The 21,210-nt window shown below is 65.9% G+C and carries 21 protein-coding genes; 7 read left to right on the plus strand and 14 right to left on the minus strand.

Annotated features, from left to right (window positions below):
• Positions 1 to 17 precede the first annotated feature (17 nt).
• Complete coding sequence (locus tag DOM33_RS12585; RefSeq protein ID WP_110669498.1) at positions 18 to 1,883, plus strand: ABC transporter ATP-binding protein; 1,866 nt, start codon at positions 18 to 20, stop codon at positions 1,881 to 1,883.
• Here the strand turns inward: DOM33_RS12585 and DOM33_RS12590 are convergent.
• The 3 genes from DOM33_RS12590 to DOM33_RS12600 all read right to left on the minus strand — a co-directional run bounded on the left by DOM33_RS12590 (position 1,865) and on the right by DOM33_RS12600 (position 3,239).
• On the minus strand, positions 1,865 to 2,368 hold the full coding sequence (locus DOM33_RS12590; RefSeq protein WP_110669501.1) for a DUF421 domain-containing protein: 504 nt from the start codon (positions 2,366 to 2,368) through the stop codon (positions 1,865 to 1,867). The genes DOM33_RS12585 and DOM33_RS12590 overlap by 19 nt on opposite strands.
• Before the next feature lie 224 nt (positions 2,369 to 2,592).
• Positions 2,593 to 2,922: a DMT family transporter gene (locus DOM33_RS12595; protein ID WP_110669503.1), complete on the minus strand. Its 330-nt coding sequence runs from the start codon at positions 2,920 to 2,922 to the stop codon at positions 2,593 to 2,595.
• A complete protein-coding gene (locus DOM33_RS12600; protein WP_204352678.1) occupies positions 2,922 to 3,239 on the minus strand; it encodes a DMT family transporter in 318 nt (105 codons plus the stop codon). Before DOM33_RS12600 ends, DOM33_RS12595 begins: the two co-directional genes overlap by 1 nt.
• A gap of 100 nt (positions 3,240 to 3,339) precedes the next feature.
• Between DOM33_RS12600 and DOM33_RS12605 the strand changes: the two genes are divergently transcribed.
• Complete coding sequence (locus tag DOM33_RS12605) at positions 3,340 to 3,942, plus strand: TetR/AcrR family transcriptional regulator (RefSeq protein WP_162617970.1); 603 nt, start codon at positions 3,340 to 3,342, stop codon at positions 3,940 to 3,942.
• On the opposite strand, the gene DOM33_RS16205 is transcribed toward DOM33_RS12605, so the two are convergent.
• The 5 genes from DOM33_RS16205 to DOM33_RS12630 all read right to left on the minus strand — a co-directional run bounded on the left by DOM33_RS16205 (position 3,849) and on the right by DOM33_RS12630 (position 8,699).
• Positions 3,849 to 4,511: a class I SAM-dependent methyltransferase gene (locus tag DOM33_RS16205; protein WP_162617971.1), complete on the minus strand. Its 663-nt coding sequence runs from the start codon at positions 4,509 to 4,511 to the stop codon at positions 3,849 to 3,851. The genes DOM33_RS12605 and DOM33_RS16205 overlap by 94 nt on opposite strands.
• Before the next feature lie 187 nt (positions 4,512 to 4,698).
• Entirely contained in the window at positions 4,699 to 5,475 is a 777-nt protein-coding gene (djlA, locus tag DOM33_RS12615; protein WP_110669508.1) for a co-chaperone DjlA, read from the minus strand.
• Between the two features lie 18 nt (positions 5,476 to 5,493).
• Positions 5,494 to 7,455, minus strand: a complete 1,962-nt coding sequence (gene dxs, locus DOM33_RS12620) for a 1-deoxy-D-xylulose-5-phosphate synthase (protein ID WP_110669510.1) — start codon at positions 7,453 to 7,455, stop codon at positions 5,494 to 5,496.
• A 16-nt stretch (positions 7,456 to 7,471) separates the two neighbouring features.
• The gene (gene ispA, locus DOM33_RS12625; protein WP_110669512.1) at positions 7,472 to 8,404 is read right to left on the minus strand and encodes a (2E,6E)-farnesyl diphosphate synthase; all 933 of its coding nucleotides are present in this window, start codon (positions 8,402 to 8,404) and stop codon (positions 7,472 to 7,474) included.
• A complete protein-coding gene (locus DOM33_RS12630; RefSeq protein WP_110669514.1) occupies positions 8,394 to 8,699 on the minus strand; it encodes an exodeoxyribonuclease VII small subunit in 306 nt (101 codons plus the stop codon). Before DOM33_RS12630 ends, ispA begins: the two co-directional genes overlap by 11 nt.
• Before the next feature lie 372 nt (positions 8,700 to 9,071).
• Here DOM33_RS12630 and DOM33_RS12635 point away from each other — a divergent pair, with 372 nt between their 5' ends.
• Together DOM33_RS12635 and serA are read left to right on the plus strand one after the other, a co-directional pair.
• Complete coding sequence (locus DOM33_RS12635) at positions 9,072 to 10,238, plus strand: zinc-dependent alcohol dehydrogenase (RefSeq protein ID WP_110670265.1); 1,167 nt, start codon at positions 9,072 to 9,074, stop codon at positions 10,236 to 10,238.
• Positions 10,239 to 10,474: 236 nt separating this feature from the next.
• Positions 10,475 to 11,725, plus strand: coding sequence for a phosphoglycerate dehydrogenase (serA, locus tag DOM33_RS12640; RefSeq protein ID WP_110669516.1), 1,251 nt, complete (start codon positions 10,475 to 10,477; stop codon positions 11,723 to 11,725).
• Positions 11,726 to 11,845: 120 nt separating this feature from the next.
• Here serA and DOM33_RS12645 read toward each other — a convergent pair whose 3' ends face one another.
• Positions 11,846 to 12,025, minus strand: a complete 180-nt coding sequence (locus DOM33_RS12645) for a hypothetical protein (RefSeq protein WP_110669518.1) — start codon at positions 12,023 to 12,025, stop codon at positions 11,846 to 11,848.
• Positions 12,026 to 12,100: 75 nt separating this feature from the next.
• Positions 12,101 to 14,176 (minus strand): TonB-dependent receptor family protein, encoded by a 2,076-nt coding sequence (locus DOM33_RS12650; RefSeq protein WP_110669519.1) that lies wholly within the window; start codon positions 14,174 to 14,176, stop codon positions 12,101 to 12,103.
• A gap of 326 nt (positions 14,177 to 14,502) precedes the next feature.
• Between DOM33_RS12650 and DOM33_RS12655 the strand changes: the two genes are divergently transcribed.
• Entirely contained in the window at positions 14,503 to 15,300 is a 798-nt protein-coding gene (locus DOM33_RS12655) for an SDR family NAD(P)-dependent oxidoreductase (RefSeq protein WP_110669521.1), read from the plus strand.
• 509 nt (positions 15,301 to 15,809) lie between these two features.
• Positions 15,810 to 16,715, plus strand: a complete 906-nt coding sequence (locus DOM33_RS12660) for an IclR family transcriptional regulator (RefSeq protein ID WP_239495357.1) — start codon at positions 15,810 to 15,812, stop codon at positions 16,713 to 16,715.
• 43 nt (positions 16,716 to 16,758) lie between these two features.
• Here DOM33_RS12660 and DOM33_RS12665 read toward each other — a convergent pair whose 3' ends face one another.
• Positions 16,759 to 17,613 carry an SDR family oxidoreductase gene (locus DOM33_RS12665; protein WP_110669524.1) on the minus strand — a complete coding sequence of 285 codons (855 nt, stop codon included), beginning with the start codon at positions 17,611 to 17,613 and terminating at the stop codon, positions 16,759 to 16,761.
• 318 nt (positions 17,614 to 17,931) lie between these two features.
• Here DOM33_RS12665 and pyrB point away from each other — a divergent pair, with 318 nt between their 5' ends.
• Complete coding sequence (gene pyrB, locus DOM33_RS12670) at positions 17,932 to 18,963, plus strand: aspartate carbamoyltransferase (protein ID WP_110669526.1); 1,032 nt, start codon at positions 17,932 to 17,934, stop codon at positions 18,961 to 18,963.
• A 32-nt stretch (positions 18,964 to 18,995) separates the two neighbouring features.
• Here the strand turns inward: pyrB and ruvX are convergent, their stop codons facing one another.
• From ruvX to gshB, 3 genes are all read right to left on the minus strand, one after another.
• The gene (ruvX, locus tag DOM33_RS12675; RefSeq protein ID WP_110669528.1) at positions 18,996 to 19,484 is read right to left on the minus strand and encodes a Holliday junction resolvase RuvX; all 489 of its coding nucleotides are present in this window, start codon (positions 19,482 to 19,484) and stop codon (positions 18,996 to 18,998) included.
• Positions 19,484 to 20,041, minus strand: a complete 558-nt coding sequence (locus tag DOM33_RS12680; RefSeq protein ID WP_110669529.1) for a YqgE/AlgH family protein — start codon at positions 20,039 to 20,041, stop codon at positions 19,484 to 19,486. The genes ruvX and DOM33_RS12680 overlap by 1 nt, the downstream gene beginning before the upstream one ends.
• 165 nt (positions 20,042 to 20,206) lie before the next feature.
• Positions 20,207 to 21,163 carry a glutathione synthase gene (gene gshB, locus DOM33_RS12685; protein ID WP_110669531.1) on the minus strand — a complete coding sequence of 319 codons (957 nt, stop codon included), beginning with the start codon at positions 21,161 to 21,163 and terminating at the stop codon, positions 20,207 to 20,209.
• Positions 21,164 to 21,210: the final 47 nt, after the last annotated feature.

The following is a 21,210-nucleotide window of genomic DNA, read 5'->3' on the forward strand; positions in this document are numbered from 1 at the left end:
CGTCAGACAGGATCGCCATGTTTCGCTGGTTCGAAAATCGCCTCGACCCCTTCCCGCCGTCCGAGCCCGCGCAGCCGCCGAACACGCTGATCGCGTTCTGTCTGCACTACACCAAGGGCGCCTGGCCCTATCTGCTGGCGGCCACGGCGATGATGGCGCTGATCGCCGGCATCGAGGTGTGGATGTTCGGGTTTCTCGGCAATATCGTCGACTGGCTCTCCGAGCAGAACCGGGAGACGTTTCTCGCCGATCAGGGCTGGAAACTCGTCGGCATGGCGCTGGTGATCCTGATACTGCTGCCGGGGCTGGTCTGGCTGCACTCGCTGTTCCAGCACCAGTCGCTGATGGGCAACTTCCCCATGCGCATTCGCTGGCAGGCGCACCGCTATCTGCTGCGTCAGTCGATGCACTTCTATCAGGAGGAGATGGCCGGGCGCATCGCCACCAAGGTGATGCAGACCTCCTTGGCCGTTCGCGAGTGCGTGATCCAGCTGTTCGACGTTCTCAACTACGTCAGCGTCTATTTCCTGGGCACGCTGATCCTGGTGGGTAGCGCGGACTGGCGCCTGGCCTTGCCGCTGGTGGCCTGGTTCGTGGGCTATCTGCTGCTGCTGCGAGTATTCGTGCCGATCATGCGCCGCGTCTCCAAGACCCAGGCGGATGCGCGCTCGCAGATGACCGGACGCATCGTCGACAGCTACAGCAACATCCAGACGGTGAAGCTCTTCTCCCACGCCAGCCGCGAGGCGGCCTTCGCCAAGTCGGGGATGAGCGGCTTTCTGACCACGGTCTACCGCCAGATGCGTCTGGTCACCGCACTCGAGGGTTCGCTCTATCTGCTCAACGCGCTGATGCTGTTCGCGGTCGGCTGGCTGTCGCTCTATCTCTGGCTGGAGCAGGCAGTGAGCGTCGGCGCGGTGGCAGTGGCGCTGGGGCTGGTGATGCGCCTGTGGGGCATGTCGCAGTGGATCATGTGGGAAGTGTCGAGACTGTTCGAGAACATCGGCACGGTGCAGGACGGCATGGCGACGCTCTCCTTGCCGCGGCGCATCGACGACAAGCCCGAGGCCCGCCCGCTGACGGTGGCCCAGGGCGAGATCGTCTTCGATCAGATCCGCTTTCACTACGGCAAGGGCAGCGGGGTGATCGACGATCTGTCGCTCACCCTCAAGCCGGGCGAGAAGATCGGCCTGATCGGGCCGTCCGGCGCCGGCAAGTCGACGCTGGTCAATCTGCTGCTGCGCTTTCACGATCTGGAGGGCGGCACGATTCGCATCGACGGCCAGAACATCGCCGACGTCACCCAGGAGAGCCTGCGCGCGAATATCGGCATGGTCACCCAGGACACCGCGCTGCTGCACCGCTCGGTGCGCGACAACCTGCTCTACGGCCGGCCAGACGCCAGCGACGAGATGGCCTGGGCGGCGGCCGAAGAAGCGCACGTGGCGGGCTTCGTCGAGTCGCTGCGCGACGCCGACGGTCAGACCGGGCTCGAGGCTCACGTCGGCGAGCGCGGCGTGAAGCTCTCCGGCGGCCAGCGCCAGCGCCTTGCCATCGCTCGGGTGATGCTCAAGGATGCGCCGATCCTGATTCTCGACGAGGCGACCTCGGCGCTCGACTCCGACGTCGAAGCTGCGATCCAGGAGAACTTCGATCGGCTGATGCGAGGCAAAACGGTCATCGCCATCGCTCACCGGCTCTCGACCATCGCCGCGATGGATCGGCTAGTGGTCATGGAGAAAGGTGCGATCGTCGAGCAGGGCACCCACGCCGAGCTGTTACGCCACGGCGGCGTCTACGCCCGCCTCTGGCAGCGCCAGTCCGGCGGTTTTCTCGAAGCCGACGACGCCGGCACCGTGCAGGATCAGCGAACGACGTCGTAGCCGGCTACGCCCGCCAGCGCAGAGTTGGTGGTCCCGGCCTGCGAGATGACGCTGAAGGTGCCATCGGTTTCGAGCACCACCGCATGGACCTTTTCAACGTCGGCGATACCGTTTTCACGTATGGCGGCGCGCAGCTCCGCCTCCACCACGCGCTCCTGATGCATCGTTCGAGTGAGGAACTCACCGTCACGCAGCAGCAGCGCCGGGCGGGACTTGACCAGATTCTTGACGCTTTCCGAGCGCACCGAGGTGAAAGTGATCACGAACTGCAGCGCGACGATCAGCACGAACGCGGTGATGCTCTGCGCGAGCGATACGTCGGTGGAGACCAGCGCCGTGGAGAGCGTCGAACCGAGCGCGATGGTGACCACGAAGTCGAAGGCGTTCCATTTCGACAGCGTGCGCTTGCCGGATAGCCGGATCACGACGATCAGCGCGAGGAAACTGAGGAACCCGACGATGAGCGTGTGGGCGATCGGATGCATGAAGTGACTCCGTAGGGGCCGGATAACGGCGAAGAGGCCGATGTCCTGCGTGGGCATCGAGCGAGTGCGGTCGTCGTGACGACGACGGGCACTTCAGCGTATAGGCTCGCGCCCCTCCCGACCAATCTCGGTTCACGCTTCGTTCGACGTCTCTGACTCATCGCCCGTCGGGCTTCGCTCACCGCCCCTGCCGCCGCGCTTGGAAAGCGTCACGTCACGGCGACTCAACTCGCCAGCTTCAGCCCGATGACGGCGGCGACGATCATTCCAACGAAGGCGAGCCGCAGCGGCCGCCGCGATTCGCCCCAGAACAACATGCCCATCAGCGTGCTGCCGAGGGTGCCGATACCGGTGAAGACCGCGTAGGCCACTCCCATGTCGATCGAGCGCATGGCGATCGACAGCAGGCCCAGCGAGCCACCGAAGCCGCCCACCAGCAGCGCTAGGCCGAGCGCTCGCTGACCGCGATGCAACCGCTCGAAGCCGGCGACGCCGACGATCTCGAAGGCCCCGGAAACGATCAGCAGAAACCAGTGAAGCGTTGTGAGTTCCATCACTCGGTCACCTGCTGCAGCCCGATCACGCCGATCAGAAGAATCACCAGAAAGGCGAGTACCGGCCAGTGGAACGGCACGCCGAACACCACCCAGTCCGCCACCGCCGTGCCTGCCGCGCCGAGACCGACGAAGACCGTGTAGACCGTGCTCACCGGCAGATAACGCACCGCCCGCGAGGCGAGCCACAGGCTGCCCACGGCGAGCATCACCGTCGCCGCCCACTCGAGCGGCGTACCGGCATGCTTGAGACCGGTCGCCCAGCCCACTTCGGCGGCGCCGGCGAACGGCAGAATGAACCACTGCGGCTGCATCATCACGGCCCCTCGCTGTCCGAAAACTAACTAACGGTCGTTAGTTTATTTGTCGGGCGTTTTCTTGGCAAGCTACGACGCCCGTCACCCGAGAGAGCGCCCATTGAATACCCGCGACCGCCTCAAGCAGATCGGCCTCTCCCTGTTCGCCCGGCACGGCTACGAAGGCACGAGCCTTGCGCGCATCGCCGACGCCGCCGAGATCAAGAAGCCGTCGATCTACAACCACTTCGAGAGCAAGGCGGCGCTGTTTCTGGAACTCGCCGCCGACGCCGACACCGACCTGATCGCGCTGATGGACGAAAGCCTCGTCGAACAGCGGGAGGCGCCGTTCGAGCAGCGGCTACGCCACCTGCTGCATCAGTGTGCGACGTTCGCCTATCGCGAACATCAGGGGGTTTTCTACAAGCGGTTTCTGCTCTTTCCGCCGCAGGAGCTTGCCGACGAGGCGAGCCAGATCATGCAGGCGGGGGAGCGACGAATCGATCAGCGTCTACGCAAGCTGTTCGCCGAGGGGCGAGCCGTCGGCGCCTTGCGGGACACTCTCGATGAAGCCGATTTTCTCGCCGCCTTCTACTGCGTGGTCGACGGCCTGCTGTCGGAGACCTTCATCTACTCGCCGTCGGAGCTTGCGCGGCGCTTCAGCGGCGTCTGGTCGGTGTTCTGGGCCGGCGTCGCCTCATCTGCCGGCTTGCGCCAGGCCTGATAGCAGTGCTGGTTGCGCTCCAGTGCGACCAGCGAGTGCGCCCCGAGCCCCGGCACCGGGACCGCTTCGAGGCCGTCGAGCGCGGCGATCGAATGGGGCGCACAGCCGTTGCGCGGCACGACGTCGTTCCAGCCGAGCAAGAAGAGCCCCTGGGGCTTGAGACAGGTGACGGCGCCGGCGAAAGCGGCTTCCACCGCGTCCGCATCGTCCAATCCCCAGCCGAGCACGCCGTTGCACACCACCGCGTCCAGCGAACCGGGCGCCACGTGATCCTCGATATCCACCATGTTGGCGACGAGGTGTCGCTCGCCGCCGAATGGCGCCTTGGCCGGGTCGATCTCCATGGTGACCACGTGGGTCCGTGGCAGTAGCCGCGGATAGTGCCGCGTGTACCAGGCGCAGCCGACGAGCAGTACCGACGTGACCGCCGGATCGCGATCGAGCGACGGTAGGATCACATCTTCCAGCAGGCGGCGGTCGCCGTAGCGATAGCGCAGTATCCAGCCGGTGCGGTCGAGCGTGTTCAGAACGCGCGCAGCGGTGCGGTAGAGCTCGGCCTTCGCGGGCATGCGGTGACATCCTTGTGACGGCGACACCTCAATCTAAGCCTTTCCTTCCACGCCCGACAATAGCGCCGAGCGTCACGACGACGTCGCTATCGAAAAAGCCTGTACGCTCGAAAAAGCCGCCGGCGATGCGATCGCCGGCGGCTTGGCAGTGAGACATCCGCCACGGCCAGCGCCGCAGCGGGTCGGCTCAGGCTTCGCCGGCGCGACGCTTGCGGATCACCTCGTAGGCGTTGCTGATCTCGCTGGTCCGCTCCTTGGCCGTCTCGCGCATGCTTTCCGGCAGCCCCTTGCCCGCGAGCTTGTCGGGGTGGTTTTCGCTCATCAGCTTGCGGTAGGCGCGCTTGAGTTCGGCATCGGTCGCCTCCTCGGAGACACCGAGCACGCGATAGGCATCCTCCAGCGACTGGCCGCTGCTCGCCTGGCTGCCGCCGGCCTGGTGCGCGCCGCCGCGCAGCATCGCTTCGATCTGGTCGATCTCCGCTTCCGAGAAGCCGAGTCCGCGGGCCACTCGCAGCAGCACCTCGTGCTCGGCGGGATGCATCTGGCCGTCGGAAGCGATCGCCGCCAGTTGAACCTGCAGGAAGACCTGCAGCAGCGCTCGCTGGCCACCGGTGACCTGACGCACCTTGGCCACTTCGGCATCGAGGTCGAAATCCGCCTCCTTGCCGCGGTTGAATGCCGCCTTCGCCCGCTCGCGCTGCTCGTCGTTGAGCTGCATGCGATCGAACAGGGTCTGCGCGGTCCGAATCTCGTCTTCGGTGATATGGCCGTCGACCTTGCACACGCACCCCATCACCGCAAAGGTCGACTCGAGCAGCTGGTGCTGAATGTTGACCACTTTGCCCAGCAGCGACGCCCGCAGCTTCTTGGTGATCCACCAGCCGATACCCGCGCCGATGAGCAGCCCCGGCAGCTTGCCGATGAGATAGCCAATGAAGGCGCCAATCGCAATCAAAAACAGCATGGAGAGTTCCGTTGTTCGTTATTGAGGGGAGACGTCGGCGGCGGCGCTCGCCAGACGCTCACGAATCGCCGCGTCGATACCGTCGACGTCGAGACCGCAGTCGCGCAGCAGCTCCGCGGGCTTGCCGTGCTCGACGAAGGCATCCGGGATGCCCAGGTTGAGCAAAGCGACTTCGACCCGCGCCGCCGCCAGCAGTTCGTTGACGCCGCTGCCGGCGCCGCCGGCGACGACGTTCTCTTCGAGCGTCACCACGAGATCGTGGTCATGGGCCGCGCGCAGGATCGCCTCACGATCCAGCGGCTTCACCGAGCGCATGTTGATATGCGTCGCATCCAGGCGTTCGGCGACCTCGGCGGCGGGCACGTTGAGGCTGCCGAACGCGAGCAGTGCTACCCGGGGGCTCGCGCTCTCACCGGCATCGCGCCGGGTCTCGGCCTGGCCGATCGACAGGCGCGCCTCCAGGTCGGCCGGAATCTCGCTGCCCGGCCCGGTACCACGCGGGTAGCGTACCGCCGCCGGCCCGGCATGGTGATAGGCCGTCGAGAGCATCGCGCGGCACTCCGCTTCGTCCGCCGGCGCCAGAATGATCAGCCCCGGCACGCAGCGCAGAAAGGAGAGATCCATCGCGCCGTGATGGGTCGGGCCGTCTTCGCCGACGAGCCCGGCGCGGTCGATGGCGAAGGTGACGTCCAGGTGCTGCACGGCGACGTCGTGGATCAGCTGATCGTAGCCGCGCTGCAGAAAGGTCGAGTAGATCGCCACTACCGGTTTCATGCCCTCGCAGGCCATGCCCGCGGCGAGCGTCACCGCATGCTGCTCGGCGATCGCGACGTCGAAGTAGCGCTCGGGATACGTCTGCGAGAAGCGCACCAGATCGGAGCCCTCGCGCATCGCCGGGGTGATGCCGATCAGCCGCGAATCCGCCGCCGCCATGTCGCAGAGCCAGTCGCCGAAGACGTTGCAGTACTTCTTGGGCTTCGGCCTCGGTGTCGCTGTGGTCGCGGGGGCGGAGACGGGATCGACCCGGGGCGCGGACGCCGGCGTCTTTTCGAGCTTGGTGATGGCGTGAAAGCCGATCGGGTCAGACTCCGCCGGCCGAAAGCCGCGCCCCTTGCGGGTGCGCACGTGGAGAAACTGCGGCCCTTCCTGGTCGCGCAGCGCCTCGAGCGCCTGATTGAGCGCGCCGAGGTCGTGACCGTCGATGGGGCCGATGTAGTTGAAGCCCATCTCCTCGAACAGCGTCGCCGGGCTGATCATCCCCTTGACGTGCTCTTCGGTACGCCGCGCGAACTCGAGCGCCCCCGGCAGGTGCGAGAGCACGCGCTTGGAGTTCTCGCGCATCGCCGCGTAGGGCTTGCTGGTGAGAATCCGGGTGAGATAGCTCGCCATGCCGCCGACGTTCTCGGAGATCGACATCTCGTTGTCGTTGAGCACGACCAGCAGGTTGGCGTTGACGTGCCCGGCGTGGGCCAGCGCCTCGAAGGCCATGCCGGCGGTCAGCGCGCCGTCGCCGATCACCGCGCAGACGCGGCGCTTTTCGCCCTTGGCCCGGGCGCCGAGTGCCATGCCGAGTGCCGCCGAGATGGAGGTGCTGGAGTGGCCGACGCCGAAGGTGTCGAACGCGGACTCCTCGCGCCGTGGAAAGGCGGCGAGCCCGCCGTACTGACGAATCCCCAGCAGCGCCTCGCGTCGCCCGGTCAGGATCTTGTGCGGATAGGCCTGATGACCCACGTCCCATACCAGACGGTCATGGGGCGTCTCGAGGGCGCGGTGCAGCGCGACGGTCAGCTCCACCACGCCGAGGCCGGCGCCGAAGTGGCCGCCGCTGACGCCGACGCTGTAGAGCAGATAGGCGCGCAGCTCGTCGGCGACCTCGCGCAGCTGCGCAAGCGTCATCTCCCGCAGCCCGTCCGGCGTCTCGAGCGCGTCGAGCCGTGGTGTCAGGGGGCGCTGGGTGGGAATCTCATCGAACAACTTCATAGCATGTCGTTACCGGTCAGTGATCACGATCGATCATGGTTCTCGCCAGCGCCGCCAGCGCCGTGCCTTTCTCGCCGAGCACGTCGAGCGCGTCGAGTGCCTCGGCCAGCAGATCCTGAGCGCGCTCACGGGCCGGCTCCAGACCGAGCAGCGCAGGGTAGGTGGGCTTGTCGCGCTGGGCATCGGCACCGGAGGTCTTGCCCAGCGTCTGAGTGTCGCCGGTGACGTCGAGCACGTCGTCCTGGATCTGGAACGCCAGGCCAATGGCACCGGCGTAGCGATCGAGCGCCGCGAGGCGGGGATCGCTCTCCTCGACCGCCGTCAGCGCGCCGAGCCGAACCGCGGCGCGAATCAGCGCGCCGGTCTTGTGCTGATGCATGCGCTGCAATGACGCCAGGTCCATGCGCGAGCCCACCGCGCCGAGATCGATCGCCTGGCCGGCCGCCATGCCGTCGCGACCGGCGGCGCGGGCGAGCGTCGTGACCAGCGCCCCGAGACGCGGATGCGGCGTCGCCGCCAGCACCTCGAAAGCCAGCGTCTGCAGCGCGTCGCCGGCGAGAATCGCCGAGGGCTCGTCGAAAGCGCGATGGACGGTCGGCCGACCCCGGCGAAGATCGTCGTCGTCCATCGCCGGCAGGTCGTCGTGAATGAGCGAATACGCGTGGATCATCTCCACCGCCGCGGCCGGCGCATCGAGAGCGTCGTCGCTGGCGCCGAGTGCCTGGCCGGCAAGATAGACGAGGATCGGCCGCAGGCGCTTGCCGGTGCCCAGCACGCCGTAGCGCATGGCGTCGTCGAGCGACGGGCAGACGCCATCCTGTCGATTGAGGCAGTCGGCGAGCACGCAATCGGCACGCGCTCGCGCTGCATCGATCGCCCGCGAGGGGGGAACGCTGTCCCCGGGCGAGGCGGTCGCCTTGGCGGCTTCCGGCGTTACGTCACTGTCCATGGCCGGCCTCCCGGTCCCGGTCATCCTGCGGGGCATCGAAGGCGACGCCCTCCAGGCTACCGTCGGCCTGCTCGAGCAGGGCCTGCACCTTGAGTTCGGCGTCATCCAGGCGGCGTTGCGCGTCGCGGGTGAGCCGAATGCCCTGCTCGAAGGCGTCGAGCGAGGCTTCGAGGCTCAGCTCGCCGGACTCGAGCCGGCCGACCAGCCCCTCGAGCGTCGAGAGCGTGGCGGCGAAATCTTGCGGCGGGTCGCGGTCGGCCTGGGTCGCTGGCCGGTCGGCGCTGTTATCGGACATAGGGCTCTCGTGTCGTCGCTCTCGCCACACCGAGCCGGCATCGAGAGCTGTCGTCTGGGCGAGGCGGCCATGCCGCACGCCGATTCATGTTTGACGGATGAGTATACACCGCTGCCCCCCCGGGTCGTCTGCCCTCCCACCCCATTCGCGCGGCTGTCGGCGCCTGGAGATCTCACTTCGCGCCAAATCCAACTTAGCTTTTAACCTGCGTTAAAAGTGAGATTTTGGGCGCTTTTACGCTCTCCTTTGACGCCGATCGCCTCAAGAACTTGGCGCTTCCACATTTCTTTCTCTACGTTTGAGGCACCGGCGGCGTATCGAACGTCGCCCTCGACTGCATCGCAGCCAATGGCCTCGATCAAGGAGACGATCTTGAAAGCACTCGTTTATCACGGCGCCGAGGACGTACGCGTCGACAACGTTCCCGAACCCAAGCTCCAGGCAGATGACGACATCATCCTGCGGGTTACCGCCACGGCGATCTGCGGCTCGGATCTGCACCTGTATCGCGGTGCGATGCCGGCCACCGAACCCGGCGACATCTTCGGTCACGAATTCATGGGCGTGGTGGAAGAGGCCGGCTCCGCGGTCACCAGCGTGAAAAAGGGCGATCGCGTGGTAGTGCCCTTCGTCATCGCCTGCGGCAGCTGCTTTTTCTGCCAGCACTCGCTCTACGCCGCCTGCGAAACCACCAACCCGGACGACGGCGGTGCGCTCAACAAGAAGTCGATTCCCGCCCCGGCGGCGCTGTTCGGCTTTTCGCACATGTACGGCGGCATTCCCGGCGGCCAGGCGGAATACGTCCGCGTCCCCCAGGCCAACGCCGGCCCCTATGCGATTCCCGAAGGCCTTTCCGACGAGAAAGTCCTGTTCATGTCCGACATCCTGCCGACCGGCTATCAGGCGGTGATCAACGCGGGCATCCAGAAGGGCTCGAGCGTGGCGATCTTCGGCGCCGGTCCGGTGGGTCTGCTGTCGGCGGCCTGCGCCCGCATGGAAGGCGCCGAGCGCATCATCATGGTCGACAACCAGTCCTATCGTCTCGATTTCGCCAAGCGGACCTACGGCGTCGAGACGCTCAACTTCGACGAGGTCGAGGACGTCGCCGACGCCATCGTGCAGATGACCGACGGCTATCGCGGCGTGGATGCGGTGATCGATGCCGTGGGCTACGAATCCAAGGGCCATGGCGGCAAACTGCCGTCGATGGACCGCTTCGAGGTCCAGAGCAGCGACATCGCCCTGCATCAGTGCCTGGCGGCGGTACGGCGCGGCGGCAACGTCAGCATCCCCGGCGTCTACGCCGGCGCGGTCGACGGCTTTCTGATCGGCGACTTCTTCGACAAGGGCCTGACCATGAAAGGCGGCCAGACCCACGTGCATCACTACCTGCCCACGCTGCTCAAGGCGATTCAGGATGGCACGCTGGCGCCGGAGTCGATCATCAGCCACCGCATGAACCTCGAAGACGCCGCCAAGGGCTATCAGATGTTCGATGCCAAGGCGGACGACTGCCGCAAGATCGTGCTCACCCCTTAAGACGCCTCTCCTCTTCGTGCCCCGGTTCGCCGGGGCACGCCTACCTGATTCATCGCTTTCCGGTGATGACCTTCCGCGTCGTTTTCATCGTCGAATGCGACGGCTGTGATACGCTATGCGACCTTTGAGACCGCTCCCCCGCCGCGTTCGCGACGCTGACCGACGGTCCGATTTCACTGCAGCGGCGCCGTTGTCGTCGCTGTCGCGCCAAGCCGATGAAGAAAGGTTGATCCCCAATGGCCAAGACGTCCCTGGACAAGAGCAAGATCAAGTTCCTGCTGCTCGAGGGCATTCATCAGTCCGCCGTGGATTCGCTGTTGAACGCGGGCTACACCAACATCGAGACACTCTCCACGTCGCTGACCGAAGACGAGCTGATCGAGAAGATTCGCGACGTTCACTTCATCGGTATCCGCTCGCGCACCCAGCTCACCGAGCGCGTCTTCGCCGCCGCCGAAAGGCTCACGGCGGTGGGCTGTTTCTGCATCGGCACCAACCAGGTCGATCTCGATGCCGCGCTCAAGCGCGCCATTCCGGTCTTCAACGCGCCCTACTCCAACACCCGTTCGGTCGCCGAGCTGGTGCTGGCCGAGACCATCATGCTGCTGCGCGGCATCCCGGAGAAGAACGCCCGGGCGCATCAGGGCGGCTGGCTCAAATCGGCCAAGAACTCCCATGAGGCACGCGGCAAGACGCTGGGCATCGTCGGCTACGGCAGCATCGGCGCTCAGCTCTCGGTGCTCGCCGAAGGGCTCGGCTTCGACGTGCTCTACTACGACGTGGTGACCAAGCTCGCCATGGGCAACGCCCGCCAGGTGGGGAGTCTGGAAGAGCTGCTGGCGCGTGCCGACGTGGTCACGCTGCACGTGCCGGACCTGCCCGCCACCCGCTGGATGATCGGCGCCGAGCAGATCGCGCTGATGAAGCAGAACGCCATTCTGATCAACGCCTCCCGCGGTTCGGTGGTCGAGATCGAACCGCTGGCGGAAGCGCTCAAGGCCGGCAGGCTGCTGGGGGCGGCGGTCGACGTCTTCCCCGTCGAGCCCAAGGGGGCGGACGAGGAGTTCGTCTCGCCGCTCAGAGGGCTCGAGAACGTCATTCTCACCCCGCACATCGGCGGCTCGACCCTGGAAGCGCAGGAGAACATCGGCGTCGAAGTGGCCGAGAAGCTGGTGACCTACTCCGACAACGGCACCACCATCACCTCGGTCAACTTCCCCGAGGTGGCGCTCCCTTCGCATCCGGACAAGCATCGTCTGCTGCACATTCACGAGAACGTGCCCGGCGTACTCTCCGAGATCAACCGCGTACTGTCGGACAACGGCATCAACATCGCCGGCCAGTTTCTCCAGACCAACGACAAGGTGGGTTACGTGGTCGTCGACGTCGACAAGGGCTACGGCGACAAGGCGCTGGAAGCGCTCAAGCAGGTCAGCCATACCCTGCGTCTGCGTGTACTCTACTCCGAAACCGACTACCGCCCCTGAGCGCCAGCCCCGCTAGCGCCCCGATGACGGGAAGCGTCACGCAAAAGCCCCCGGCGAGATATCGCCGGGGGCTTTTTCATGCTGGCGTCGTACCGAAGCCGCTAACCGCTAACCGCCGGCTCAGGGCAGCGCGCCGCTACCGTTCTGCCCGCGGGAGGCGTCCGCCGGATTGCTGGTCGGGCCCTCCTGGGGCACGCCGGCCTCGACGTCGCGCTGGCCATTGGCGTAGGTGTTGACGGTACAGCCGGCAAGCCCTGCGAGCAGGCCGACGGCGAGAGTGAGTGTGAGTAGCATGCGCATGGTGCGTTCCTTGTCCGATCCGGGCGGTGATGACGGCCGTTCTTCGTTCGGCGCGTTCGGGCGTGTCCGCCGAGTTTAGAAGTCGATCCCGATACCAGCGTAGACCGTTCGCCCGGGTGCCGGCTCGAAGTAGCGGTCGTTGTTGGCGTTGATGCGCACGTTGGCATAGTGCTCGACGTCGAACAGATTGCGAATCCCCGCATAGAGTTCGAGGTCGGTGTCGGCCCCGAGCCGCCAGCCGTTGCCGCCACGCAGATTGACCAGCCAGTACTCGCCGACGTGAACGTCGTTGGCGTTGTCCGCCACCATGTCACCGACGTACTGCGTCTCGGCGCTGACGAACCGGCCTTCGAGGCTCTCCCAGGTGAGACGGTTGACCCAGGTCTGCTCGGGCAGGCCGGGGATACGGTTGTCGCCGTAGTCGCCGTCCTGGGCCTCGAAGCTATCGAACTCGTACTTCGCCAGGGTCAGGGCGCTGTCGACGCGCCAGTCGGTGGCGAACTGCCAGCCGAGAGAGACTTCGACGCCATCGCGGTCGCTGTCGCCGGCGTTCTGGTAGAAGGTGCGGCCGTCGTCGCCCTCGTAGGGCACCAGCTCGTCACGCACGCGCACCGAGAAGAGCGCCACATCGTAATCGACGCCGTTGTCGAAGTTGCCGCGCAGTCCCAGCTCGCGACTCCAGGACTTCTGCGGCTCGATATCCCCGTTGAAGCCACCGACACCGGATGGGTTGGCGAACTCGGAGAAGGTCGGGGTCTCGTAGGCGGTACCGGTATTGGCGTAGACCTGATGCGACGGGCGATAGCGATAGCTCACGCCGGCCGAGCCGCTCCACTCGTGGAACGTACGATCGCCGCTGTCGTCGCCGTCGCTCAAATAGTCGTCGTCGATGTCCAGGTCGACCCGGTCGTAGCGTCCGCCCAGCGACAGCGTCCAGCGCTCGGTGAGATCGAGATCGCCCTGCAGGAAGGTGCCGACCGAGGTCGCTTCCTGAGTCTCGTCGGCGACGGTGCCGGTGACGTCGCCGCTGAAGGCGACATTCTTGCGCCCGCGGTCGTCCTTCTGATGCGCAGCGTCGATGCCCGCCACGTAGCGCAGCGGCATCGCGCCAAGGCTCAGCGTCTGATGGTACTCGGCGCTGGCGCCATAATAGTCGCGGTCGTAGTCGATCAGGCTGTCGCCGGGGTACGGCAGCTGCTGCTCGAAGTCACGCTGAAGATAGAACCCTTTGAGATAGAACTCCCCCGGCCCGGCGGAGAGATCCTCGTACTGCAGCCCCAGCACCTGCTGATCGACGCTCTGCCCGGTGTCGTACTCCTGGGTGAAGCGCCCGGCCTGATCACGATCGGCGTGGGCCTGATCGCGGGTGAGCCCGCCCGGGTCCTCCGAGCGTGGATTCTCGAGCAGATTGACGATGGCGGTGAGCGCACGGTCACTGCCGAGATCCCGGCGCAGTTTGGCGTTGAGCAAGTATTTCTCGGTCGAACTCTGGTCGCGATAGCCGTCGAGCCCTAGCGCCGAGGCGCTGACGTGATGCGACCAGGGACCGTTCTCGCCGCCGTTGCTCACCGAGAGCTTGCGATAGCCGTCGCTGCCGCCGCCGAGACGAATCCGGCTGCCGGGGTCGTCGCGGCCGTCGGCGGTGGTGACGCTGATCACGCCGCCCGCGGCGTTGCCGTACTGCACCGCCGCCGGACCGCGAATCACCTCGATGCGCTCGGCGCTGTCGAGGTCGATGGCGTCGAGCTGTGCCTGGCCATCCGGCAGCGTGTAGGGAATGCCGTCGACCACCACGGTAATGCCGCGCACCCCGAACGGCGCCCGCGCGCCGAAGCCGCGGATCGAGATGCGCTGGCCCTGGGCGAAGTTGTCCCGGTTCTGGATGAACACCCCCGGCACGGTGTCGAGCGACTCGTCGAGCCGCACGCGCTGCTGGCCGCGCTGGATCTCGTCGCGATCGACCACGGAGACTGCCGCCGGCGTGGCGTAGAGTTCGCGCGACAGACGCGGCGCGGTGACTTCGATGACCGGCTGTGCCTGAGTGACGCCGTTACGCGGTGGCGGGTCGACGGGCTCGCTCTGCGCCTGCGAAGCGAGCGGCGCGAGCGTCGCCCCCAGGCCGAGGGCGAGCGGAAAATAGCGAATGATCATGGCGTTCCCTGAGATCCCGTACGCCGCATCGAAGCGGCGAGTCGATGGTGGCTCTCGACGGAGCCTCGATGGTGTTGTCGGGTTCGAATCACGAACCAAAGTCTTATGCCGGGTACTATGCCCGAGCGTCGCGACGCGACCAAGCGATGATGCGAGTCAGCGATGAGGCGATTGAGCGACGAAAGCGGCAATGCGAGTCAGCGACGATGCGGTTTGGCATTTCGACAATCGCACGGTCATTGGCGCGCCGAAGCGTTCTTAGCCATGCTCTGTGTCACGCCGCCGACTCTGGCGGCGCACTCGCAAGAGAGCACGGAGACTCGACCATGGATTTGGCCATTCGCGGCAAGACCGCACTCATCACCGGCGCCCAGGGCGGGATCGGCCTGGCCACGGCGCAGAAACTCGAAGCCGAGGGCGTCAATCTCATTCTGAGCGACATGGAAATGGCGTCGCTCGAAGAAGCCACGAAGGAACTCAAGAGCGACCCGCTGCTGGTGGTCGCCGACGTCACCGACCAGCGCGAGGTCGATGCCCTGGTCGCCAAGGGTGTCGAGCGCTTCGGCGCGGTGGACATCGTGATTCACACCGCCGGCGTGACCGGCGCCAAGGGCGACCCGCTCGAACTCTCCGACGACGACTACGAGCACGCCTGGAAGATCGACTTCTTCTCCGCCGTGCGCCTGGCGCGGGCCACCATTCCCGCGATGCGTGAGCGCGGCTGGGGCCGTTTCGTCTGCCTGACGTCCGAGAACACGGTCCAGCCCTACTGGGAAGAGGCGGTCTACAACAGCGCCAAGGCCGCGCTGAGCGCCTTCGTCAAGAATCTCTCATACAAGGAAGCGGCCTACGGCGTGCTGTGCAACACCGTCGCCCCGGCCTTCGTCGCCTCGCCGATGACCGACGGCATGATGGAGAAGCGCGCGGAGCAGCTCGGCTGCTCGTTCGAGGAGGCGATCGAGAGCTTCCTCGACGAGGAGCGTCCCGGCATCGTCGCCAAGCGCCGTGGCGAAGCCGACGAGGTCGCTTTCGTCATCGCCATGCTGGTCTCCCAGCACGCCTCCTACATCAACGGCAGCAACCTGCGTGTCGACGGCGGCGCGGTAATGTCGGTTCAGAACTGAGCGCGAGACGTGAAGCGGCCTACTGCTCGTCTCAATCGACAACGCCGGCGCTCCTTCTCGGGGCGCCGGCGTTTTCATGCGGGGCGTCTGCCGCTCTCGCCACAGTCGCCGCGTAGCGCCGCAACGCCGGTTGCGCGCGTGATGACAGACTTCCCAAAGACGGACAAAAAAATGGCGAGCCAGTGGCTCGCCAAGCTTCCGTCGATCAATACGATCTCTAACCCGACGGAAGAGCGCTCGGGGCGAGTCGTCGACCGATGTCGGTCACGACGACACGCGAAAATGGGGTCGACAGGCCAGATAATGACACCTTTGCGCCGCCGCTGAGTGCCAAATTAAGCGAGCGGTCGCCGAGCGTCAATATTTATGGAAAATATTTCCAATTCTAAAAGTCCCAGCGTCGATTCCTTGTCCTTGCCCCCCAAACCGCGACCTACCGCTACCAGACAGCGCCGGGCCGAATGGTTATCCTTGACGCTTCACGCAAACGAATACGAGAGCGGCGACGGGTGACGGACAACGAGCGGGACCGGGCGACTGAACAGCAGCGGAATCGGGCGAGCGAACAGCAGCCAAACCGGGAGAGCGAACCGAAACGCCGAGGCGTCGGGCGTCCGGCAGGTAGCGCCAAGAGCGCCGGCGGACACAGTCAGTCGCTGGTCAGGGGGTTGTCGATTCTGGAAGGGCTCGCCGCCGCGCCCGAAGGGCTTGCGCTCTCGGCGGTGGCCGAAGACGTCGACCTCGCGCCGTCGACCGCGCACCGGCTGCTGCAGGCTTTGCATCACCAGGGCTTCATCACGCAGGACGTGGAGAGCGGGCTGTGGAAGATCGACGTGAAGACGTTTCGGATCGGCAACAGCTTTCTCGAGGCGCGAGACTTCGTGGCCACCGCCCGGCCGTTTCTGCGCCAGCTCACCGCGGCCACCGGCGAGACCGCCAACCTGGGTATCCGCGACGACGGCATGGTGGTCTATCTCGCCCAGAGCGAATCGCGCCAGATGATGCGCATGATCACTCGGCTCGGCTCGCGTGCGCCCCTGCACGCCTCCGGCGTCGGCAAGGCGCTGCTGGCGTGGATGCCGCCCATGGAGTTCGAACGGATCATGAGCGGGCGCATACTGGAGAGCGAGACACCCAACACGCTGACCGATCTGGACCGACTACGCGATCAACTCGTCACGATCCGCGAGCAGGGCTACGCCATCGACCGTGAAGAGCACGCCATCGGCCTCAACTGCGTGGCAGCGACGCTGCACGACGAAAGCGGCCTGCCGCTGGCGGCGATTTCGGTCTCGGGACCTGTCGCTCGGATCGACGATGCCCGTCTGCCCGAACTCGCGGAAACGGTGGCGGCAACCGCCCGCGAGATCACGACGCGAATCGGCGGCAAGCTTCCCAGCCAGCCGCCGATCTGATCGCGGGCCGTTGGGCGTCCGCGAGCTCTGGGGCGCCCTCGCCTCAGGTGTTGAGGATGACCCCGCCATTCAAGTGAATCGTCTGCCCGGTCATGTAGGAAGACTCCTTGCTCGCCAGGTAGACGTAGGCCGGCCCCATTTCGCTGGGCTGGCCGGCCCGCTTCATGGGCACCTGCTCGCCGAAGCCTTCCACCTTCTCCTCGTCGAAGCTCGCCGGTATCAGCGGCGTCCACACGGGTCCCGGCGCCACCGCATTGACACGGATCTCGCGACCCACCAGCGCCTGCGCCACCGAACGTACCAGTCCCTGGATCGCGCCCTTGGTCGAGGAGTAGTCGATCAGCGTGTCGTTGCCCTTGAAGGCGTTGACCGAGGAGGTGGCGATGATCGTGTCGCCGGCGCCCAAGTGCGGCACCGTCTCGCGGATCAGGTAGAAGTGGCTGAAGATGTTGGTGGCGAAGGTTCGCTGCAGCGTCTCGTCGGTGATCTGGGTGACGTCGTCCCAGTCGTGCTGCTCGGCGGCGTTGTTGACCAGAATGTTGACGCCGCCGAGTTCGCTACGGGTGCGCTCGACGATCTCGCGGCAGAAGGCGGAGTCCGCCACGTCACCGTTGAGCAGCAGGCAGCGCCGCCCCTCGGCCTCGACCAGCGCTTTGGTGTCTTCGGCGTCGCGCTCCTCGTCGAGGTAGACGATGGCGCAGTCGGCGCCTTCACGAGCGTAGTGAAGCGCCACGGCGCGTCCGATACCGCTGTCGCCCCCGGTGATGATGGCGACCTTGTCCTTGAGCTTGCCCGTCCCCTGGTAATCATCGCGGATGAACTCCGGCTCCGGCGTCATGCGATGCTCGTCGCCGGGCTGGTGGTCCTGATGCTGCGGAGGAATCTGTGATTCTGCCATCCTGGCGCTCTCCTGGAGGTGAGTGACGAAAGTGATACGGACGTCGAGCGGCGGGGGTCGAGAGTCAAGAGGCGAGCGCGGAGCGCACCACGACCTTTCGCACACGGCGAGCCGGCCACGCTCTTGAGCGTAGAGCGTGACGAAAGTTTCCGCCAAACCGACGTTGCAACAGTTGACCCAGGTTAATTCGAGGCGCGTCAAACCGATGTGAAGCGCAACGGCCACAGCGCTACACTATTGCCCGGTCGCGCCGGGCGATGCCACGGCGTGACCCACCGCTTTTCCGACGCCATTGATTCGCCGCCAAAGAGGTCCGTGATGCCTTCGCACCTGCTCTCCATCGACTCCCTCGACCGCGACGCCGTCGACCACCTGATCCGCATCGCCGATCGCATGGAACCGATCGCCCAGCGCCGCCAGGTGACTCGCGTGCTCGAGGGGGCGGTGCTCGGCAACCTCTTCTTCGAAGCGAGCACGCGCACCCGCATCAGCTTCAACGCTGCCTTCTGCCGGCTCGGCGGCAGCGTCTGCGACACCACCGGCTTCACCTTCTCGTCGATGGCCAAGGGCGAATCGCTCTACGACACCAGTCGCGTCATGGGTGGCTACGTCGATGCCATCGTCATGCGCCATCCCGAGCAGGGCTCGGTGGCGGAGTTCGCTGAGGCGACGAAAGTGCCGGTGATCAACGGCGGCGACGGTCCCGGCGAGCACCCGAGCCAGGCGCTGCTCGACGTCTATACCATCACCAAGGAGTTCGCTCGGCTCGGCAAGCCGCTGGCGGGGGCGCATCTGCTGTTGACGGGGGATCTCAAGTACGGGCGTACGGTGCACTCGCTGATCAAGCTGCTGTCGCTGTTCGACCCGCTGCGCATCACGCTGGTCTCGCCGCCGGGCCTCGAGATGCCGCAGCCGCTGATCGACCGGGTTGCCTCCCGCGGGCACCGTATCGAGATCCGGCCGAGCCTCGCCGACGACTTCAGCGACGTCGACGTCATCTATGCCACGCGCATCCAGCGCGAGCGCTTCACCACGGAGATGACGGAAAGCTTTCACGAGCTGACCGCCGACTACGTCGTCGACCGCGGCTTTCTCGACCGGCGCTGCAACGCCTCGACCTTCGTCATGCATCCGCTGCCCCGCGACAGCCGCCCCGGCGCCAACGATCTCTCGGTGGATCTCAACGGCGACCCGCGGCTGGCGATCTTCCGCCAGACCGACAACGGCATCCCCATGCGCATGGCGATCTTCGCCCACCTGCTGAAGGTGGAAGAGGAGATCGACAAGGATCTACGCGACGTACGCTGGTACGTGCCGGAGACCTTCGGCGTGGACGATCCGGCGCTGTAGGAGGGGAGTCGCGATGACGCTTTCGATCGATGTCACGGGCCGCGCGACAGATCGCGCAGGGCATCGTGGGGCAGGTCCCGGCTGAACCAGTTCTCGAGAATCAGCTGGGCGGCGATGCCGTCGACGCCGCGGTCACGGTAGTTGCCGCGGTGACCCTCGGCTCTGGCGATCGCCTTGGCGGCGCGGGTGGTACCGCGCTCGTCGAACATTTCCACCGGCTTGCCGAAGCGGCCGTGCAGACGGTTGCCGAACTTGCGCGCCCGCACGCTCATGTCGGACTCGCTGCCGTCGTCGTGGATCGGCAGGCCGACGATCAGCAGGTCCGGCCCCCACTCCGCCAGCAGCCGCTCGATCGCCTTCCAGTCGGGAATGCCGTCACGAGCCGTGAGCGGTTCGAGCCCGCTCGCCGAGGCGAGCATCTCGTTGCCTACCGCCACGCCGATGCGCCGCGTGCCGTAATCGAACGCCATGACCAGACGCTGGCCGATCTCGGCATCGGCCTTGCCGCCCAGGGTTGCCATCAGGCGTGCCCGGCGTCACGCGTCATGAGGTTGAGATCCACGCCGAGGCTGCCGGCGGCCGCGGTCAGACGCTGCTCGGCGGGAAGATCGAAGAGAATGCCGGCCTCGCCCTCGACCGTGAGCCAGGCGTTCTGCTTGAGCTCCTCCTCGAGCTGACCCAGCTTCCAGCTCGCGCAGCCCAGCGCGACCAGGTAGTGATCCGGCCCGCGACGCTTGGCGATGGCGTGGAGCATGTCCATCGAGGTCGTCAGGGCGATGCCGTCGGCGACCTGGATGCTCGAATCCCAGTCCTCCGCGTTGCCGCGGTGCAGGATGAAACCGCGATCGCGATGCGTCGGTCCGCCGTTGTAGACGATCACCTCGTTGTGCACGCCGGGCTCGGAGTCGATGTCGAGCTGCTCGAACAGCCCTTGAAGCGTGAAGTCCGAGGGGCGATTGACGGTCACGCCGAGAGTGCCGTCTTCGTCGTAATCGCAAATATAGGTGAGGGTGCCGGCGAAGTTGGGATCTTCCAGATGCGGCATCGCCATCAAAAACTGATGCTTGAGGCTTTGCATCGAACTTGGCATGGAACTTTGCATGAGACTCCTGGGGCGTCGCGACGCCCGGCAGCGAGCGCTGCCGGTTCGAATGAGGTGTCCGTCGTTTGAGACGTGCAGTGTATCAGCTTGGCCGGGCGCGAATGACCCGGCGGCCAGCGGGGGCCAGACGGCAGGACGGGCTCAGCCGAGGCGAGATTCGATCGCCGCCATCAGTTTGCCGGCGATGTCGGTGCCGCGCTGATCGTCGATCTCACGCACGCAGGTGGGGCTGGTGACATTGATCTCGGTAATGGAGTCGCCGATCACGTCGAGGCCGACGAACATCAGCCCTTTCTCGCGAATCATCGGCTTGACCTGCTCGACCAGCCAGTAGTCGCGATCGGTGAGTGCGCGGGAGACACCGCGCCCGCCGGCGGCGAGATTGCCCCGGGTTTCACCGGCGCTCGGGATGCGCGCCAGACCGAAGGGGATCGGTTCGCCGTCGACCAGCAGAATGCGCGTGTCACCTTCCTTGATCTCCGGCAGATAGCGCTGCGCCATGATCTGGCGCTGACCCCGCTCGGTGAGCTGCTCGATCACCGACCCCAGATTGCGCCCGTCCGGGCCGATGTGAAAGATGCCGCTGCCGCCCATGCCGTCGAGTGGCTTGAAGATGGTGTCGCCGTGTTCGGCCTGGAACGCGCGTAGCACCGCCGCGTTGCAAGACACCACCGTGGCCGGAATGCAGTGGGCGAACTGCTGGGCGAAGAGTTTCTCGTTGCATTCGAGCAGCGCCCGGGTCGGGTTGACCACCAGCGTGCCTTCGCGTTCGGCGAACCCGAGCAGGTGCACCGCGTTGAGAAAGTGCTCGTCTACCGGCGGGTCCTTGCGCATCAGGATCACGTCGAGCTCGGCAAGCGGCATCGCCTCGCGCTCGCCGAGGTCGAACCAGTGGCTGGCGTCCTGGTGCACCTCGAGCGCGCGCACGCTGCCCATGGCTCGCCCCTCGTAAAGATAGAGGTCTTCCTGCTCGAGGTAGTAGAGCGTCCAGCCCTTGGCCTTCGCCGCCCATAGGAGCGCCAGTGTGGTGTCCTTCTTGTAGGCGAGATCGCTGATCGGATCCATCACCACGCCGAGCTTGATCGCGTTCTGACTCATCGGTTCGAGTATCCACAAAGAGAGAAGAGAAACGTTGGCGGCGAGTA

The sequence above is a fragment of the Salinicola halophilus genome (assembly GCF_003206155.1).
Classification (GTDB): domain Bacteria; phylum Pseudomonadota; class Gammaproteobacteria; order Pseudomonadales; family Halomonadaceae; genus Salinicola; species Salinicola halophilus.

Bases quoted from the DNA above. Each gene is read 5' to 3' on its own strand.
- DOM33_RS12585 (WP_110669498.1), top strand. From the start codon at position 18: ATGTTTCGCTGGTTCGAAAATCGCCTCGACCCCTTCCCGCCGTCCGAG.
- DOM33_RS12590 (WP_110669501.1), bottom strand. From the start codon at position 2,368: ATGCATCCGATCGCCCACACGCTCATCGTCGGGTTCCTCAGTTTCCTC.
- DOM33_RS12595 (WP_110669503.1), bottom strand. From the start codon at position 2,922: ATGGAACTCACAACGCTTCACTGGTTTCTGCTGATCGTTTCCGGGGCC.
- DOM33_RS12600 (WP_204352678.1), bottom strand. From the start codon at position 3,239: ATGATGCAGCCGCAGTGGTTCATTCTGCCGTTCGCCGGCGCCGCCGAA.
- DOM33_RS16205 (WP_162617971.1), bottom strand. From the start codon at position 4,511: ATGCCCGCGAAGGCCGAGCTCTACCGCACCGCTGCGCGCGTTCTGAAC.
- djlA (WP_110669508.1), bottom strand. From the start codon at position 5,475: ATGCTGTTTTTGATTGCGATTGGCGCCTTCATTGGCTATCTCATCGGC.
- dxs (WP_110669510.1), bottom strand. From the start codon at position 7,455: ATGAAGTTGTTCGATGAGATTCCCACCCAGCGCCCCCTGACACCACGG.
- ispA (WP_110669512.1), bottom strand. From the start codon at position 8,404: ATGGACAGTGACGTAACGCCGGAAGCCGCCAAGGCGACCGCCTCGCCC.
- DOM33_RS12630 (WP_110669514.1), bottom strand. From the start codon at position 8,699: ATGTCCGATAACAGCGCCGACCGGCCAGCGACCCAGGCCGACCGCGAC.
- serA (WP_110669516.1), top strand. From the start codon at position 10,475: ATGGCCAAGACGTCCCTGGACAAGAGCAAGATCAAGTTCCTGCTGCTC.
- DOM33_RS12645 (WP_110669518.1), bottom strand. From the start codon at position 12,025: ATGCGCATGCTACTCACACTCACTCTCGCCGTCGGCCTGCTCGCAGGG.
- DOM33_RS12650 (WP_110669519.1), bottom strand. From the start codon at position 14,176: ATGATCATTCGCTATTTTCCGCTCGCCCTCGGCCTGGGGGCGACGCTC.
- DOM33_RS12655 (WP_110669521.1), top strand. From the start codon at position 14,503: ATGGATTTGGCCATTCGCGGCAAGACCGCACTCATCACCGGCGCCCAG.
- DOM33_RS12665 (WP_110669524.1), bottom strand. From the start codon at position 17,613: ATGGCAGAATCACAGATTCCTCCGCAGCATCAGGACCACCAGCCCGGC.
- pyrB (WP_110669526.1), top strand. From the start codon at position 17,932: ATGCCTTCGCACCTGCTCTCCATCGACTCCCTCGACCGCGACGCCGTC.
- ruvX (WP_110669528.1), bottom strand. From the start codon at position 19,484: ATGGCAACCCTGGGCGGCAAGGCCGATGCCGAGATCGGCCAGCGTCTG.
- DOM33_RS12680 (WP_110669529.1), bottom strand. From the start codon at position 20,041: ATGCAAAGCCTCAAGCATCAGTTTTTGATGGCGATGCCGCATCTGGAA.
- gshB (WP_110669531.1), bottom strand. From the start codon at position 21,163: ATGAGTCAGAACGCGATCAAGCTCGGCGTGGTGATGGATCCGATCAGC.